Origin of the sequence: Acidovorax sp. ACV01 (genome assembly GCF_014851495.1) — a bacterium.
Classification (GTDB): Bacteria; Pseudomonadota; Gammaproteobacteria; order Burkholderiales; family Burkholderiaceae_C; genus Acidovorax; species Acidovorax radicis.
The window spans coordinates 127,246-143,109 of record NZ_JACUZT010000007.1; the positions used below are offsets into that span (position 1 = coordinate 127,246).

Consider the following 15,864-nt stretch of genomic DNA (forward strand, 5'->3'; position numbering starts at 1 on the left):
GCACAGGGGCGCGATGTCGCGCAACATCAGAAAAACGACCTATCAGATAGGGCGCTTCTCTGACTTGCCAGGGGCAGCTTTGCCCGAAGACTCACATCATGCGCATTGCCGTCCTGCACGACGACCCCCTTTTGCCCGACATGATCCGGGGCGCCCTTGAGCGCCACCACCATGTGTGCCATTTCTATACCAGCGGTGCGAGCCTGCTCAAGGACGCACGGCACGAAACCTTTGACCTGCTGATCTCTGGCTGGCACCTGCCGGACATGGACGGCATCGAGGTCATCCAGCGCCTGCGCGAGATGGCCGGCCAGCAACTGCCCATCCTGCTGGTCACACGTCGCAACGAAGAACGCGACGTGATCGAGGCCCTCAACCGTGGCGCGGACGACTACATGGTCAAACCCCTGCGGGTGGGTGAGCTGGTCGCCCGCGTGGCGGCCCTGCTGCGGCGGGCGTACCCGCAGGCCATGGGCGAGCAGCTGGCTTTCGGCCCCTACCGGTTCGACCCAGAGAAACGGTTGCTGTTTCTGCAAGGGGAGCCGCTGACACTGAAGAACCGGGAATACGAGCTGGCCCTTTTCATGTTCCGCAACGCGGGGCGACTGTTGTCACGCGCGCACCTGCGCGAAGCGGTGTGGGGCGAACGTAGCGAAGCGCCTTCACGCTCGCTCGACACCCACGTTTCGCGCCTGCGCGCCAAGCTGCAGTTGGCGCAGCAGGCCCACGGCTACACGATCACCGCCATCTACGGCATGGGCTACCGGCTGGACACGGTGGACCTGGCGAACCTACGCCCCTGAACGGCCACGCGGAAGGCGCTGCATCAGCCGCCATCCGCCCCACCCTGACCACAAAAAAGGCCAGCACGCTTTGCAGCGTGCTGGCCTTTTGGCGTTCCACCGGCCGCCGCGAAGTGATCGCGACGGCGGCTGCGCCCAGGGCTACCGGCGGCGGCCGACGGCTGGGTGCTGCCAGGCCATCAGGCCCAGCAGGGCCGCCAGCAGGATCAGGCCCCATTCCGACAACGTGGGAATGTTGCTGGTATTGCCCGTCACCGTGGTCGAGGCGCTGGACGTATTGTTGCTGGGGTTGGTGTCGCCCGGTGCATCCACCGTGGCAGAGTTCACCAGAGGACGCGCACCACTGTAGGGGGTGGCCAGGGTGGTGTTGATCGTGAAGGTGCGCGATGCCCCCACCGCCAGCGCTCCGACGCCGCAGCTGACGGTCCCGGCCGCGTTGACGCAACCCGGCGCTGATACAAAGTTCACACCAGGAGGCAGCACGTCCACGACCTGCGCCCCATCACTGGCCAGCGGGCCATTGTTGGTGACCACCAAGGTATAGGCGAGCGCAGCACCGGGCGCGAGAGGACCTGCAGGCGCTGTTTTGTTCAGTGCCAGATCCGTGGCCACGGTAAAGCGACGCGCGGTGGTGTCATGGGTCACCACGTTGTTGGCCAGCGTGGTCTCCGTTTCGTCCACCACCACACTCGCCTGGTTGAAGGCCGTGCCACTGGTGGCGCCATTGACGGTAAGGGTCTCGGCGCGCATGGCGTAGGTGATCGTGGCGCTCTGGCCGCTGCTCAGCCCCGGGAAGCTACAGATCAGCGTGCCACTGGTCGCGCCCACGGAGGGTTCGGTACAGGCGCCGCCGGCATTCACCGTGAGCGCGCCCTGGTAGCTGAAGGTGGCCGTGGGCGAGGAGCCCGGCGCGGGGAAGACGTCGGTCATCACCACGTTGGTACCAAAGGACGGTCCGCTGTTGTTCACCGTGATGGTGTACGTCGTCGATTGCCCCAGGTCCACCGGGTCAGAGCTGTCCACCTTGTTCACCAGGATGTCCAGCTGCGCCGCCGTCACGGGCGTGGAAGTCGTGGCGCTGTTGTTGGCGGTGTTCGACTCGGTGGTGGCCGTGGTGGCGGCCACGCTGTTGACCACCGTGCTGCCCGTTGCACTGCCCAGGGGGCGCATGCGGTAGTTCACCGTCTGCTGCGTGCCGGAATTGATGCTGGCCCAATTACAGGTGAGCGTTCCGCCCACCGTGCCTGCGGCGATGGGCGCGCAGCTGCCCCCCCCGCTCACGCTCACCACGTCGATAAAGGCAGCATTGGACGGCAGGGTGTCCACCATCTGCACGGTCTGCGCGGTGGAAGGTCCCGTGTTGCCGATCGTCGCCACAAACGTGATGGGCGCCCCGGCCGCAACGGTGGACGGGGTGGCCGTCTTGGCAGCTGTCACATCCACGATGGCCGTGACCTGGCTGGTCACGCTGCCGCTGTTGTTGGCCTGGTTGGGGTCGCCCACGTCGATGGAGCGCACGGTGGCGGTGTTGGTGCGCGGTCCGGAGATGGCGATGCTGGGACGCACCACCACGGTCACCGTGGCCTGTGCACCCGAGTTCAGCGTGCCTAGGTTACAGCTCAGGTTCTGCGACGTGCCGTTGGTAATGCTGTTGGGAGTGCAACTACCCTGCGAAGCGACGGCCGATTGAAAGCCGCCGGTATTGACCAGGCTGGCCAGTACATCTGACACCACCACATTGGAGGCCGCATCTGGCCCTTGGTTGTCCACCGTGATGACATACGTGAGGTTCTGGCCCGCAACTACCGGATCCGGCGCAGCGGTCTTGGACACGACGCGCAGGTCAGCCTGGATGGCCGTGGCTGTGACGCCCACGCCCACGCAGTTGTTCGCACCATTGCTGTCCACTCGCGCACCTACCCCCAGCGCCACGCAGGCATTGTTGGTGACGGTACCCGCGCTGGCCAGCACGGCGGACACAGTGACGGCAGGCGCATTGGAGTTCGCGTTCAGGCCCGTGGAGCGGGTGCAGTTCCAGGCTGCCACGCCGTTGCCGATAAAGGGCAGTGCATCGCAGGTCCAGCCCGTGGCGCTGACAAGGCTGTTGAGCGTCACACCGACAGGCACCACGTCGGAGATGGTGATGGCCTGGCCGTTGGGTACCGCCAAGGGGCCGGTGTTGCGCGCCGTCAGCGTGTAGTTGAACGCCTGGCCCGGCACCACAGGGTTGATGCTGGCTGTCTTGGTCAGCTGCATGTCCGCATCGTTGCTGGCCGTCACGTTGACCGAGGCCGAGTTGTTCCCGGGCACCGGGTCAGTCAGCAGCGTGCTGACGCCCGCCGTATTGCCCAGCGTACCTGCGCTGTTGGCCGTGGCGGTCACGGTGATGACGGGCATGTTGGTGAAGTTGGCGCCGGTGTATTCCGTGCGCGAGCAGGTGATCGTGGCGTCACAGGTCCAGCCCGTGCCCACAGCGGACACGAAGGTGAGCCCCGCGCCGAGCGTATCGGTCACCGTGACGGGCTGGCCCACCAGCGACACCCCGCCATTGAGCCGCGGTGTGAGTGTGTACACCACGTTGGCGCCCTGGGCCACGTTGGAGCTGGAGGCTGTCTTGGTGATGGACACGTCGGCACCCGAAGCGGACGTCACGTCCGCCGAGGTGGTGTTGTTGGACGTATTGCCATCGGGCATGGCGGAGTTGTCGGGCTTGATGCCATCGATGGCAAAGGCCGCCGTGACCGTGCCATTGACATTGGACACGGCGGGAACCGTCAGCACCGAGGCGGACGCTCCGTTGGCCAGTGTGCCCGTGCGCGTGCAGGTGACCGTGCCGCTGCTCAGCGGGTACCCGCTGGACGGTGTGCACGACCAGCCCGATCCCGAAGGCGCTGCCGTGATCGACGCGCCGCTGGGCACGGTGAAGGTGATGCGCTGGCTGCCATCGGCCGCGTTCGGGCCGTTGTTGGCAGCCTGCAGCGCATAGCTGTAGGCCTGGCCGGCCACCACGTTGGCGGCCGAAGGCGTGGCCACCAGAGCCAGGTCAGCCGCCTGCGTGGCGGTGGTGTCCTGCACGCTGTTGACGTTGTTGCTGGTGTTGGGATCGGACGTGGCGCTGGAGGCCGTGGCCGTGTTGGTCCACACCCCGGCAGAGGGCAGCCGCACGCGGATGGTCACGGTCTGGTTGGTGTTGAACGCAATGTTGCCCAGCGCGCAATTGACGGTCCCGGCCGCTTGGTTGCAGGTGCCCGCCGTGGTGTTCACGTCGATGAACGTGGAGCCCACCGGGAGGGTGTCTGCCAGCGTGACGCCGGTAGCGCCGTTGGGGCCGTTGTTGTCGATGCGCAGCGTGTAGGTGAAGATGCCGCCCGCGGGCCCTGGGTCGGGGGAGTCTGCATGGTTGACCACCAGGTCCGCGGACTGCGCCATGGCAGCCCCCGCAAACAGGCCACCGGCCAGCAAGAGCCAGCGAAAGCGGCGTACCGCGCTTTGCACAGGGCGCGGGGCAACCCGCGCCTGCGGGGTGGCAGGGCTTGTGGCCGGCTGCACGGACCCGCTGGATGTCTGCGCGCGCCAGAAGGCGCATGCGCTCATCCAGGGTCGCGTCAATCGATAGAGCATCAAAATTCTCCTGAGGTGAATGGCTTCAACTTCCGGCCACGCCGCAACCTCACCAGGCCCCAAGGGGCTGGCAAAAAATGCATGGGAGTGCGTGGATGTGCCGTGGCCGCCACGGACCAAGGCTGGGTTGGAATTTATCGACGGACGGGTGCGCAATCCGCCCAGCAACAATCGTTAACAGTTGTGAACGGTATTGCGTATTGTTTGCACCACGGGTGCACACCATCCCTGCGGGCGACACAGGTGGTGGACCGGCTGGGGACCCCTGGGCTATGCTGCGCCATCTTTGATCCACCGCGAGTTGGCCCACCCATGAAGGACATGTTTCGCACGCTCCTCTCCATTCGCCAGAAGCGCAGGCCCGCCCCCGTGGGGCCTTTGCCTGCCGTGGGCACCGTCATCCTGCGGGGGCAGGTCAAGATGGCCATCACCCACCCGGTGCCCCGGGAGCTGTGGGACTGGCTGGTGCTCTCGGGCTGGCGCAACCTGCCCGTCAAGAACGACCGGCGCAAGGGACAGCGCGTACCAGAGGGCGCGTTCAAGGAGCTGATCGACACCGACCCGCAGGAACGCAACCAAGCGCACAGCCGCATCCTGGAGCAGGCACAGCCCGAAGACTGAACAGCCTCGGCAAGCCCCATAAAAAAACCCCGATGGCGCCAGGCACCATCGGGGTTTGCTATCATTTCAGTAGCTTACAGCGCTTGATATACAAGCGCCAGCGGCCCATTTGACCTCAACTTTTACACCAGCAAGGCGTTCACGCGTTTCACGTACGCAGCGGGGTCTTCGGGCAGGCCGCCTTCGGCCAGCAGAGCCTGGTCAAACAGGATGTGTGCCAGGTCGTGGAAGTGCACGCTGCCGTCGAGCTTCTTGACCAGCGCGTGTTCGGCGTTCACCTCCAGCACGGGTTTGGTCTCGGGCGCCTGCTGGCCAGCCTGCTTGAGCATGCGGGCCAGCTGGGTGCTCATGCCGTCGTCCTGCACCACCAGGCAGGCGGGTGAATCGACGAGGCGCGTGGTCACGCGCACGTCTTCGGCCTTGTCCTTGAGCGCTTCTTTCAGCTTGGCCAGCACGGGCTTGAAGGCTTCGGCGGCTTCCTCGGCGGCCTTCTTCTCGGCTTCGTCCTGCAGCGTACCCAGATCGACCGCGCCCTTGGCCACGCTTTGCAGCGGGGTGCCATCAAACTCGTGCAGGTAGTTCAGCGCCCACTCGTCCACGCGGTCCGTCATCAAGAGCACTTCGATGCCCTTCTTCTTGAAGACTTCGAGCTGCGGGCTGTTCTTGGCGGCGGCCAGGGTGTCGGCAGTGATGTAGTAAATCGCCTCCTGGCCTTCCTTCATGCGCGCCTTGTAGTCGGCAAAGCCCACGGTGGCGGTATCGCTTGTGGTGGACGCAAAACGCAGCAGCTTGGCCAGGCGCTCGCGGTTGCCAAAGTCTTCGCCCAGGCCTTCTTTCAGCACAGCGCCGAATTCGGCGTAGAACTGGCTGTACTTGCCTTCCTTGGCCTTGTCGTCGGCATCCACCACGTCGGTGACGCCATCCGCGTTGGCCGACGCGTCGTGCTTGTCATGTTTGGCCAGGTCTTCCAGCATGCTCAGCACGCGCTTGGTCGAGCCTTCGCGGATGGCGCGCACGTCGCGGCTTTCCTGCAGCAACTCGCGGCTCACGTTCAGGGGCAGGTCGGCCGAGTCGATCACGCCCTTCACAAAGCGCAGGTAGGTCGGCAGCAGCGCCTCGGCGTCGTCCATGATGAACACACGCTTCACATACAGCTTCACGCCCGCCTTCTTGTCGCGGTTCCACAAATCGAATGGCGCCTTGGCGGGGATGTACAAGAGCTGCGTGTACTCGGTATTGCCCTCGACGCGGTTGTGCGCCCAGGTCAGCGGGGCTTCGCGGTCGTGGCTGATGGTTTTGTAGAACTCGGCGTACTGCTCGTCGGTCACGTCCTTCTTGGGGCGGGTCCACAGGGCGCTGGCCTTGTTGATGGTTTCCCACTCGCCGGTCTTGACCATGCCGCCGGGCTGGCGGCCGCCGGCTTCGTCGCCGGGGGTGATGAGCTCGCCGTCTTTCCACTCTTCCTTTTCCATCAGGATGGGCAGGCTGATGTGGTCGGAATACTTGGCGATGACCTGCTTGAGCTTCCACGCGTTGAGGTATTCCTCGGCGTCATCGCGCAGGTGCAGGATGATGCTGGTGCCGCGCTGCGCGCGGGTGATGGCTTCGACCTCGAAGTCGCCCGTGCCGCCGCTAACCCAGCGCACGCCCTGGTCGGCGGGCAGGCCGGCGCGGCGCGATTCCACCGTAATCTTGTCGGCGACGATGAAGCCCGAATAGAAACCCACGCCGAACTGGCCGATGAGCTGGGCATCCTGTTTCTGGTCGCCGCTGAGCTTGCCCATGAAGTCCTTGGTGCCGCTCTTGGCAATGGTGCCCAGGTGGTCAATGGCCTCCTGTTCGCTCATGCCGATGCCGTTGTCGGTGATGGTGAGCGTCTTGGCATCCTTGTCAAAGGTCACGCGCACTTCGAGGTTGGGGGCGTCCTCGAACAGTGCAGAGTTGTTCAGTCCTTCAAAACGCAGTTTGTCGCAGGCGTCCGAGGCATTGGAGATCAGCTCGCGCAGGAAGATTTCCTGGTTGGAATACAGCGAATGCGTGACAAGGTGCAGCAGCTGGGCCACTTCGGCCTGGAACGACAGGGTCTGTTTGGTGCTCATGGTGTCTTGGGGGTTGCTGTGTAGGGGGCAAAAAGAACGCCTTTTGCGCACCGAAGGTCGGCGAGGAAAGGCGTTCGCGCGTGTTCACCTCGGGGCAGACTGGTTGATTTCAAGGGCAGGCCTGCGCAGCACCCGCTCCGCACCACCCGCCCCCGTTACCTGGGCCCGCCCCCCAAAGCCGGCCAACGCTGAAGATTGTTGACAATTTGCAGGAAGTTGGCAGTATTTTTTGTCATTTAGACCCCATAAGATGCACGCGGCTGAAGCTGCTCTGCGAGGGGCGGCCTTCAAATCCTTTGCCCCTTCCCTTCGGAGCCTTCCTGCCATGCCCACATCCCTTCAAAAATGGTCCGCCGAGTTCCTCGGCACGTTCTGGCTGACCCTGGGCGGCTGCGGCAGTGCCGTGCTGGCCGCCGCCTTCCCGCAGCTGGGCATTGGTTTTGTCGGCGTGTCCCTGGCCTTTGGCCTCACGGTGCTGACAGGGGCCTACGCCCTGGGACCGATCTCGGGCGGGCATTTCAACCCCGCCGTGTCGGTGGGGCTGGCGCTGGGGGGCCGGTTCAAGGCGTCCGAGCTGCCCGGCTACGTGGTGGCCCAGGTGCTGGGCGCCATTGCCGCGGCGGGTGTGCTGTATCTCATTGCCACGGGCAAGCCAGGCGCAGACATCGGCGGCTTTGCCACGAACGGCTATGGCGAACACTCCCCCGGCGGCTATGGGCTGGTGGCTGCTGTGGTGACGGAGGTCGTGCTGACGGCCATCTTCCTCATCGTGATCCTGGGCGCCACGGCCAAACGCGCGGCCAGCGGCTTTGGCGGGCTAACGATTGGCCTGTGCCTCACGCTCATCCACCTGATCTCCATCCCGGTGACCAACACCTCGGTCAACCCAGCCCGCAGCACCGGCCCGGCGCTGTTTGGCCCGGCCTATGCGCTGTCGGAACTGTGGGTCTTCTGGGCCGCCCCCATTGCCGGTGCGCTGCTGGGCGCCGCCATCTACCGCGCGCTGCTCAGCGACGACTGAAACGACTCCCGCACGGGCTGCGGGCCGTGCTCCGGGTGGTCAGCCCTCGATCGTGATGCGCTGCACCAGCGACTGCAGGATCTGGTCGGCCTTGTCGTTGGCCACCTGGCAGGTGCCCGCCGCCGCATGTCCGCCGCCCCCAAACTCCAGCATGAGGTTGCCAATGTGCACCTGGCTGCTGCGGTCCAGGATGGACTTGCCGGTGGCAAACACCGTGTTCTGTTTTTGCAGCCCCCACATCACATGGATGGAGATGTTGCAGTCGGGGAACAGCGCGTAGATCATGAAACGGTTGGTCGCCCAGATGGTCTCCTCCTCGCGCAGGTCGAGCACGACCAGCTTGCCGATGCGGATGGCGCAGCGCTGCAGCTGGTCCTTGGCCTTGGCCGCCTGCTCGCGGTACAGCGTCACACGCTCTTGCACATCGGGCAGGGCCAGGATGTCTTCGATGGTGTGGTCGCGGCAGTACTGGATGAGGTCCATCATCAGCGCGTAGTTGCTGATGCGGAACTCGCGGAAGCGCCCCAGGCCCGTGCGCGAATCCATCATGTAGTTCAGCAGCACCCAGCCTTGGGGGTCGAGGATGTCCTGGCGCGAATACTGGGCCGAGTCGGCCTGGTCCACGGCCGCCATCATCTCATCGGTAATGCGGGGAAAGGCCGCCTTGCCGCCGTAGTGGTTGTAGACCACGCGTGCCGCCGACGGGGCATGGGCTTCGATGATGTGGTTTTCATCGCGTCGGCCCGAATTGCGGATGGTCTCGGACTCGTGGTGGTCAAACACCAAGTGGGCCCCGGGCACATAGGGCAGGTTGGTGGTGATGTCGCGGCTGGTGATGGCAACCTTGCCATCCTGCATGTCCTTGGGGTGGACGAAGGTGATCTCGTCGATGAGGTTGAGCTCATTGAGCAGCACGGCGCACACCAGGCCGTCAAAGTCGCTGCGGGTTACCAGGCGGTATTTCACGTCGCTCACTAGCTTCTCCTTGTTACATATCTTGTGGTCACATGGTAGCGGCGGCCCCACACCCGGCAAGACCGCTGGCAGGGAAAAACGGACCATCCGGGCCGCTTTCCCTCTTCTATCTTGTTCCCTGGGTTTTTCTTCTCTTCACGCGGGCTCCAGCCATAGCTCCAGCTGCCGTGCCACGCCCGCATCACCCAGCAGCGCCAAATGGCCCATCCGGTGGAACACGGCCTGCCGGCTCTTGGCAAAACCCAGGCCTCGCCTCGCATCATCGTGGATGCCCAGGGCACTGTGCAATGGCACCAACCCGTCCCCCACCAGCCGCTCAGCCACCGGACTGCGCCGCGCTGCCAGAGTGGCGGCCACGGCATGGCAGGCCACCCCTTCGGGCAGGGGCACTGGGGTGCGCCGGTCAGGGTGCCGCACGAAGCGGTCACGTCCCTGCCAGTCAGCCTCCAGCACATGGCCATGGCGCAGGTCGGTAATGCCCGCGCTGCGCAGCTGCGCCAGCTTTGCAAAAGGCCGGGAATACGGCGTGCTGCCTAGCAGGGTGTCCACCCAGTGGCCCGCTTTCTCCAGCGGAGCCCCATGGTGGGGCGTGCCCAAAAATACGAGGTGCCGCAGCAGCCCCAGCCAGCCCTGCCCCGCAGCCGCTGCCTGGTGGCAGGCACTGCGGGCCACCAGACCGCCCATGCTGTGCGCCAGCACCGCCACCTCCTCCACGGGCATGGGCCAGGCCGCCACCAGGGACTCCAGCTGGTTTGCCAGCTCGGCACCATTGGCGGACGTGTGCAGGCCCGTGTTGTAGCGCAGGTAGACCGGCGTGTAGCCCATCGCCTGCGCGAGGGTGGCGCCATGGTCATGGCCCTGGTGCAGCCACTGCAGATCGTTCATGCACAGGCCGTGGACCAGCACCAGCACCTTGCCGGTGACCGCACCGCTGGCGGCCAGGGCGGGCAGGTCCAACGGCAGCCCATCCCGGTAGAACCCCATGCGGGTGCACAGCGGGTTGTCGTCGTGTTGCAGGCGGTCGCCCATCACGCCGTTGAGGGCAGCCAGCACGGCCTCGCGCTCCCACTGCACTGCGGCAGACGGCACATCGGATTCAAAAAAAGGCTCCAGCCGCGCCAGACCTGCCTGCAGGCCCGCATCCACCAGGCGTGTCACGCCCCGAATGCTCTGGTAGACCAGCCCGGTCAGGCCCCGCGCCTGGCCCGGCTGCTGCCCACCGGGCAACCCCAGAGTGCCCAGCACCGACTGGTGCACGCCCTCAGCCACGCGGCTGATGCCCGTGGTGGCCTGTGTGGCCAGCCGAGCCACTCCCCGCAAGTCGGACGCACGCAACTGGCGCAGCGGATGGGGTTTGGCGGCGTTGGCAGCATCGGCACGCGGGCGCGGTGGAGTGGGCATGGAGAAGGCTCCGTTCAGAAGATGCGATGCGGTGACGCGGGAGCCTGGTGGTACTCAGAACCGCTCGTTGGGAGACAGGTAGCGCCACTGCCCCACCGGCAGATTCCCCAAGGTGATGCGCCCGATGCGAATGCGCTTGAGCCCCACCACCTTGAGGCCCACCAGCTCGCACATTCGGCGGATCTGGCGCTTCTTGCCTTCGGTGAGCACAAACCGCAGTTGCTCGGGGTTCTGCCAATCGACCTTGGCGGGCTTGAGCGGCTCGCCGTCCAGGCTCAGGCCGTGGCGCAGGCGATCCAGCAATTCGGGCGGAAACACCGCCTGCACATTGGTGCTGACAGGATCGCGCTCGTCAATCTCCTGCAGCGGCGCGGAGCGTTCACTGGGATGGCGTGGCACTGCCTGACCCGGTGCCTGGTAAACCACGCGCACCAGGTATTCCTTGTCGACCGTGGAGTCCTCGCCAATCAGCTGGCGCGCTACCCGGCCGTCCTGCGTCAGCACCAGCAGGCCTACCGAGTCGATGTCCAGCCGCCCCGCAGGCGCCAGGCCGCGCAGCTGCGGCGGCGAAAAGCGGTTGCGGCTGGGGTCGTCGCGCCAGTGCGTGCGGGGGTTGATCAACGCCACAGCGGGCGTGTGGCCATCTTCGGCCTGTCCACTCACATAGCCCATGGGCTTGTGCAGCAGGATGGTGACGCGCTGCTCCTGAAACCCCTGGGCCACCTTGTCCACGTCGATGCGGTCGGTGGGCAACACCTGCACGCCCATCTCGGCCACCTGGCCATTGACCTTGACCCAGCCCTGGGCGATCCAGTCGTCCGCCTCGCGCCGCGAGCACAGGCCCAGCTCGGCCATGCGCTTGTTCAGGCGGGAACTGACCATGCCGTTCACCGTGACGGTCGCGGACGCTCGTTCTGGGGCTTGCTTGATGGGCGCCACAAACGGGCCCGATGCTGTGCGGTAGTTGGGGGGTGCCGGCGCTCTGGCGGGCCGGGGCGGTGGTGCGGGCCGAACGGGCGCAGCCTTGGCCGCCACGGTGGGGCGACGCAGCACGGGGCGCGTGGGGGATGCTGCGGGGGCAGAGGCGGCTGGGCCGCCTGCACCGGAAGCAGGGGCAGGAACGGGGCCAGCAGGTGGGCGGGGACTGGAAGAGGACATTGCGCGTATTTTCGCCTGCGGGCCAAAGGTGCCAAAAATGAAAACGGATCGGCAATGCACAAAGGGTCGTCGCGACCGGTGAAAAGCACCAGAAGCTTACCCCTGGCGGGCCTGCCAGGCCAGAAAATCATCGACCGGCAAAGGCCGGGCAATGTGGTACCCCTGCGCCTCGTCGCACGCCAGGGTGCGCAGGCGCTCCAGAATGGCCGCAGTTTCCACCCCCTCGGCCACCACGGTGAGCCCCAGGTTGTGCGCCAGGTCGATGGTCGAGCGCACGATCATCGCGTCGTCCTCGCCCGTCTCCATGCCCATCACAAACGATTTGTCGATCTTGAGTTCGTCCACCGGCAGGCGCTTGAGGTAGGCCAGCGACGAATAGCCGGTGCCGAAGTCGTCAATCGACAATTTGAAGCCCTGCTCCGACAGGCGGTTGAGCATGGCCTCGGCGCGCTGGGGGTCGTCCATGATGGCGCTTTCGGTGATCTCCAGGCAGAAGGCGCTGGCCAGCACACCATGGCGCACCAGAATATCGGCGAGGCGGGTGCTGAGTTCCGGGTCCAGCAGGTCGCGCGTGGACAGGTTGACCGACACCCGCAATGCCAGGCCCTGGGTGCGCGGGTCCGCCAGCAGGCGCGCCACCTCTTCAAACATCCACAGCGTGAGCTGCCGCACAAACCCCGTCTGTTCGGCAAACGGGATGAACTGCATGGGTGGCACCAGGCCACGCTGCGGGTGCTGCCAGCGCACCAGGGCCTCGGCGGCCCGGCCGGGCTGCCCGTGCAGCGGCACCTTGGGCTGCAGGTACAGGCGCAGCTCGTGGTGCTCCACCGCGTGGCGCAGCTCGGTCAGCAGCGACAGGGTCTGCGTGCTGGCCGAATCGAACGATGCGTCGTACTGCAGCGCCCCGCTGAGCCTGCGCTTGGCGGCATACATGGCGATCTCGGAACGGCTCAGCAGCGTGTCTGCATCGTCGGCATCCCCGGGCCAGCAGGCAATGCCAATGCCAGCGCTCAGGTCTACCGTCTGGTCCTCGAACGCCAGCGGCTCTTCGAACGAGTGCGTGATGCGCAGCGCCGTGGCGTGGGCGGTGGCGGCATCGGCGCCCTGCAGCAGCACGGCGAATTCGTTGCCGCCCAGGCGGGCCACCATGTTGTCGGGCGATGGCACCTGCTGGCGCAGCCGCTCGGCCACGGCCTGCAGCAGGCGGTCGCCAAACGCATAGCCGAGCACGTCGTTCACGTGTTTGAAGCGGTCCAGGTCGAGCGTGAGCACGGCCAGCGGATGCTGGGGCGGCTCGCCGCCGGTGCTGTGCGCAATGGCCAACACCACCGCCTCGCGAAAGCGCTCCCGGTTGGGCAGGCCGGTGAGCCGGTCCCAGTAGGCCAGGCGGCGGATCTCGGTTTGCTGCACACCGATGTCCACCCGCATGTGGTCGAACGAGCGCGCGAGGTTGCCGATCTCGTCGCTGCGATCGGTGTGTTCCAGCGGCACGTCGTATTCACCGCGCGAGAGCCGCTGCGTGGCGGCCAGCAGAGAGCGCAGCGGCGTGGTCAGACGCTGGGCCACCAGCCCCGTGCCCACGGCGAACAGCAGCACACCTGCCACGGTGATGATGGCCAGGAGCACCTGCAGCTGCCGGTAGGGGGCGAGCACTTCGTCCACCGAACGCAGCAGCAGCGCCTGCACCTCGCCCCCCACGACGCTATCGAGGCGGATGGCGCGGGCCAGCAAGGTGCCCTCGGGCGTCTGCAGCTCCCCAGAGGGCACCCCCTGGCGCTGCAGCAGCGCCAGGGGGCCCGGCGGCAGCGTGCTCACAGGCACCTTGGCGGTGCCGTCCGCGCCCTGGACGACCAGCGCCACGTGCACCGACAGCAGTTGCCGCATCTCGTCGGCCAGCGGCTGGTTGACCGGAAAACCCATCAGCACCCAGCCAATCACCACCGGCGCGCGCAGCGGCACCATCACGAACTGGTAGGGCACACCGCCCATCACCGCGATCTGGCTGCCCTGCGGCTGGGCGGCCAGTGGCGGCACCAGCGCGCGCAAGGTGGCCGGAAACGCCTCCATGTTGCCCGCCAGGCTGACCGCGCGCAGTTCCAGGTCGGTGCCCAGCAGCGCGGTGACCGCCGCTCCGATGCGGCTGCCGTGGTTCTCGAGCACCGACTGGATGGTCTCCTCGTCGCCCGAATTCACGGCCGAGCGAAAACCGTAGTCGGCCGCCAGCAAGGCCGAGCCCTGACGCAGCTTGTCGGCGTTCTGCTCCAGCAGGCGGCGCCACACGTTTTCATCCAGGTCGAGGGCCTGGGCGATCTGCGCGCGTGCATTGCGGTCGATGGTGGCGCGCACCACTGCAAAGCCCGCAGCCTGCACGATCAACAGCAGCAACAGCGAGAGCCCGACCAGCCGCAGGATCAGGCTGCGCCGCAGCAGGCGCAACTGCATCAAGGCTGCAGCCCCGCCAAACGCACCGATGCGGCAGCGGCCCCCGTGGCGGGCACGGTGAGTGCCTGCTCCTGCGCGGGCGCGCCCACGGGCAACCGTGTGTGCCAGGTGCGCAAGGTGTACGCGCCGGGCGGCACGTTGTCGATCTGCGCCCGGCCCGGTGCGGCAGGTGTACGGGCGTAGTACGGGGTGTCCACCACCAGAATCCAGCCGACCATCTGGTCATGGATGTTGCAGCCCAGCACGGCCACGCCCGGGCTGTCGAACAGCACGGGATTGGAGGGTGTGCCGGTGTAGAGCTTGAGCTCGAACTTCTTGGTTTGCGAGAACGAATAGACGTGGTGGCGCACTGAATCGTGGTTGGGAAAACGCACCTCGGTGCCCACGGGCACCACCAGCACGCCGGGCACGAACTGCCGTTTCTCCTGCGCCATCTCCGCGCCGGCCAGCGGCCTGACCGCCTTGCGCGCATCGGCGGATTCGAGAAACACCACGGCATCGGCCAGTGGCTTGCCTGCTGCATCCAGCACCTCCACCTGCACCGTGGTGGCCTGCGCAGCGGTGGACAGGCCTGCCAAACACACCATAGACACCACAGACAACACAACCACGCCGGTCAGGGCCGGCGAAGCCCCGGCGTGCTGGGTATGGCCGCAGGTTGTCATGGTTCGATGGCCATGCCCAGCAGGGGGGCACCTTCACCCACTTTGCCCAGCGGCTTGGCAGCCCCCGTGCGCAGGTCCACGAGGTGCAGCCGGGTCTGGCTGTCCGCGGACGTGCGCACGGCGATCAGGGCAACGTTGCCCACGTCCGAAATATCGAACGCCACATCGATGAGTGGCGGCAGGCCCAGCGGCCCCACGGTGCGCAGCTGGCCCGTGTTGGGCGATACCACGGGGGTGGTGCCTTCCCGCGAACCCTGCATCACCAGCACACCGAGCGCGCGGTCGATGGCGTAGTTGGTGGTGATCTTGCTGTCCTGTGTGTTGTAGGTGTAGGCGGCGCCTGCGATGTCGGGTGCGCGGCCGGCGTTGGTGTCGCTCCATGCATAGCGCAGGGTCGGATCGGGCTGCACGCCCTCGACGGCCGGGTCGCCGTCCACGGCGGCACCGGTGTCGGGGTGCAGGCGCAGGTTCTGGCCCGTGTTCGACACCACCCGAATCCGGTCGGCCACGGGATTGAAGTCAAAGCCGAAGGCCGTGCCCCGCAAGCCCACGACGGCCGGTGCGGGGCCCACGGGGCGCAATGCGCCGGTGGGGATGTCGAGCGTGTACAGGCGGCCCGCCTGCGAGAGCGCATAGAGCACACCGCGCGCCACGCGAAAGTCGATGCCCACCAGCCGCTCACCCGCCGGCAGGCCCGTGACGGGACGCCGCTCCAGGATGCGCTCCGGCTGGCCGGCATGGAAGGTGATGAGTTCGTGCGAGGCCGTCACCGCGACGACCTGTTCGCGCAAACCCGACTCGGGGGACGGCGCCGTGGCACAGCCTGCCAGCAAGGCGCCCATCAGCGCAACGGCAGCCGTGGGGCGCACCAGGGAGAAGGAAAACGATTTCATCGGAATGCCTCACATCTGTAACGGGTTTATACCTGATGGGTCGCACCCCTTGGGGGCGACGGGCCACTGCCAAATCATCGATTTGCTATTATTTATATAGCACAATAGCCTTTAAATAAAAGCGCGAAATCCATTTTTTACCCACAATTCAGCGATACAACTGTC

At 66.1% G+C, this 15,864-nt stretch carries 11 protein-coding genes; 3 read left to right on the forward strand and 8 right to left on the reverse strand.

The features are described 5' to 3' along the window. Window positions 1-98: 98 nt before the first annotated feature. On the forward strand, window positions 99-803 hold the full coding sequence (locus tag IB243_RS20090) for a response regulator transcription factor (RefSeq protein WP_010462833.1): 705 nt from the start codon (window positions 99-101) through the stop codon (window positions 801-803). A gap of 141 nt (window positions 804-944) precedes the next feature. Here the strand turns inward: IB243_RS20090 and IB243_RS20095 are convergent, their stop codons facing one another. Beyond that, window positions 945-4,424: an IPTL-CTERM sorting domain-containing protein gene (locus tag IB243_RS20095; RefSeq protein ID WP_225585104.1), complete on the reverse strand. Its 3,480-nt coding sequence runs from the start codon at window positions 4,422-4,424 to the stop codon at window positions 945-947. A 312-nt stretch (window positions 4,425-4,736) separates the two neighbouring features. Here IB243_RS20095 and IB243_RS20100 point away from each other — a divergent pair, with 312 nt between their 5' ends. Then, window positions 4,737-5,045: a hypothetical protein gene (locus tag IB243_RS20100; protein ID WP_225585106.1), complete on the forward strand. Its 309-nt coding sequence runs from the start codon at window positions 4,737-4,739 to the stop codon at window positions 5,043-5,045. A gap of 122 nt (window positions 5,046-5,167) precedes the next feature. On the opposite strand, the gene htpG is transcribed toward IB243_RS20100, so the two are convergent. Beyond that, window positions 5,168-7,144: a molecular chaperone HtpG gene (htpG, locus tag IB243_RS20105; protein ID WP_192428911.1), complete on the reverse strand. Its 1,977-nt coding sequence runs from the start codon at window positions 7,142-7,144 to the stop codon at window positions 5,168-5,170. 325 nt (window positions 7,145-7,469) lie between these two features. Between htpG and aqpZ the strand changes: the two genes are divergently transcribed. Continuing rightward, on the forward strand, window positions 7,470-8,165 hold the full coding sequence (aqpZ, locus tag IB243_RS20110) for an aquaporin Z (protein ID WP_192428912.1): 696 nt from the start codon (window positions 7,470-7,472) through the stop codon (window positions 8,163-8,165). 39 nt (window positions 8,166-8,204) lie between these two features. Here the strand turns inward: aqpZ and IB243_RS20115 are convergent, their stop codons facing one another. The 6 genes from IB243_RS20115 to IB243_RS20140 form a co-directional block, all read right to left on the reverse strand. After that, on the reverse strand, window positions 8,205-9,140 hold the full coding sequence (locus IB243_RS20115; RefSeq protein WP_192428913.1) for an exopolyphosphatase: 936 nt from the start codon (window positions 9,138-9,140) through the stop codon (window positions 8,205-8,207). A 135-nt stretch (window positions 9,141-9,275) separates the two neighbouring features. Then, window positions 9,276-10,541: a triacylglycerol lipase gene (locus IB243_RS20120; RefSeq protein ID WP_192428914.1), complete on the reverse strand. Its 1,266-nt coding sequence runs from the start codon at window positions 10,539-10,541 to the stop codon at window positions 9,276-9,278. A gap of 54 nt (window positions 10,542-10,595) precedes the next feature. Continuing rightward, window positions 10,596-11,423 carry a pseudouridine synthase gene (locus IB243_RS20125; protein WP_057272130.1) on the reverse strand — a complete coding sequence of 276 codons (828 nt, stop codon included), beginning with the start codon at window positions 11,421-11,423 and terminating at the stop codon, window positions 10,596-10,598. 372 nt (window positions 11,424-11,795) lie between these two features. After that, a complete protein-coding gene (locus IB243_RS20130; protein WP_192428916.1) occupies window positions 11,796-14,141 on the reverse strand; it encodes a bifunctional diguanylate cyclase/phosphodiesterase in 2,346 nt (781 codons plus the stop codon). Further along, on the reverse strand, window positions 14,141-14,806 hold the full coding sequence (locus tag IB243_RS20135; protein WP_192428917.1) for a methylamine utilization protein: 666 nt from the start codon (window positions 14,804-14,806) through the stop codon (window positions 14,141-14,143). The genes IB243_RS20130 and IB243_RS20135 overlap by 1 nt, the downstream gene beginning before the upstream one ends. Further along, on the reverse strand, window positions 14,803-15,699 hold the full coding sequence (locus tag IB243_RS20140) for a DUF4394 domain-containing protein (protein WP_192428919.1): 897 nt from the start codon (window positions 15,697-15,699) through the stop codon (window positions 14,803-14,805). Before IB243_RS20140 ends, IB243_RS20135 begins: the two co-directional genes overlap by 4 nt. Window positions 15,700-15,864 lie beyond the last annotated feature (165 nt).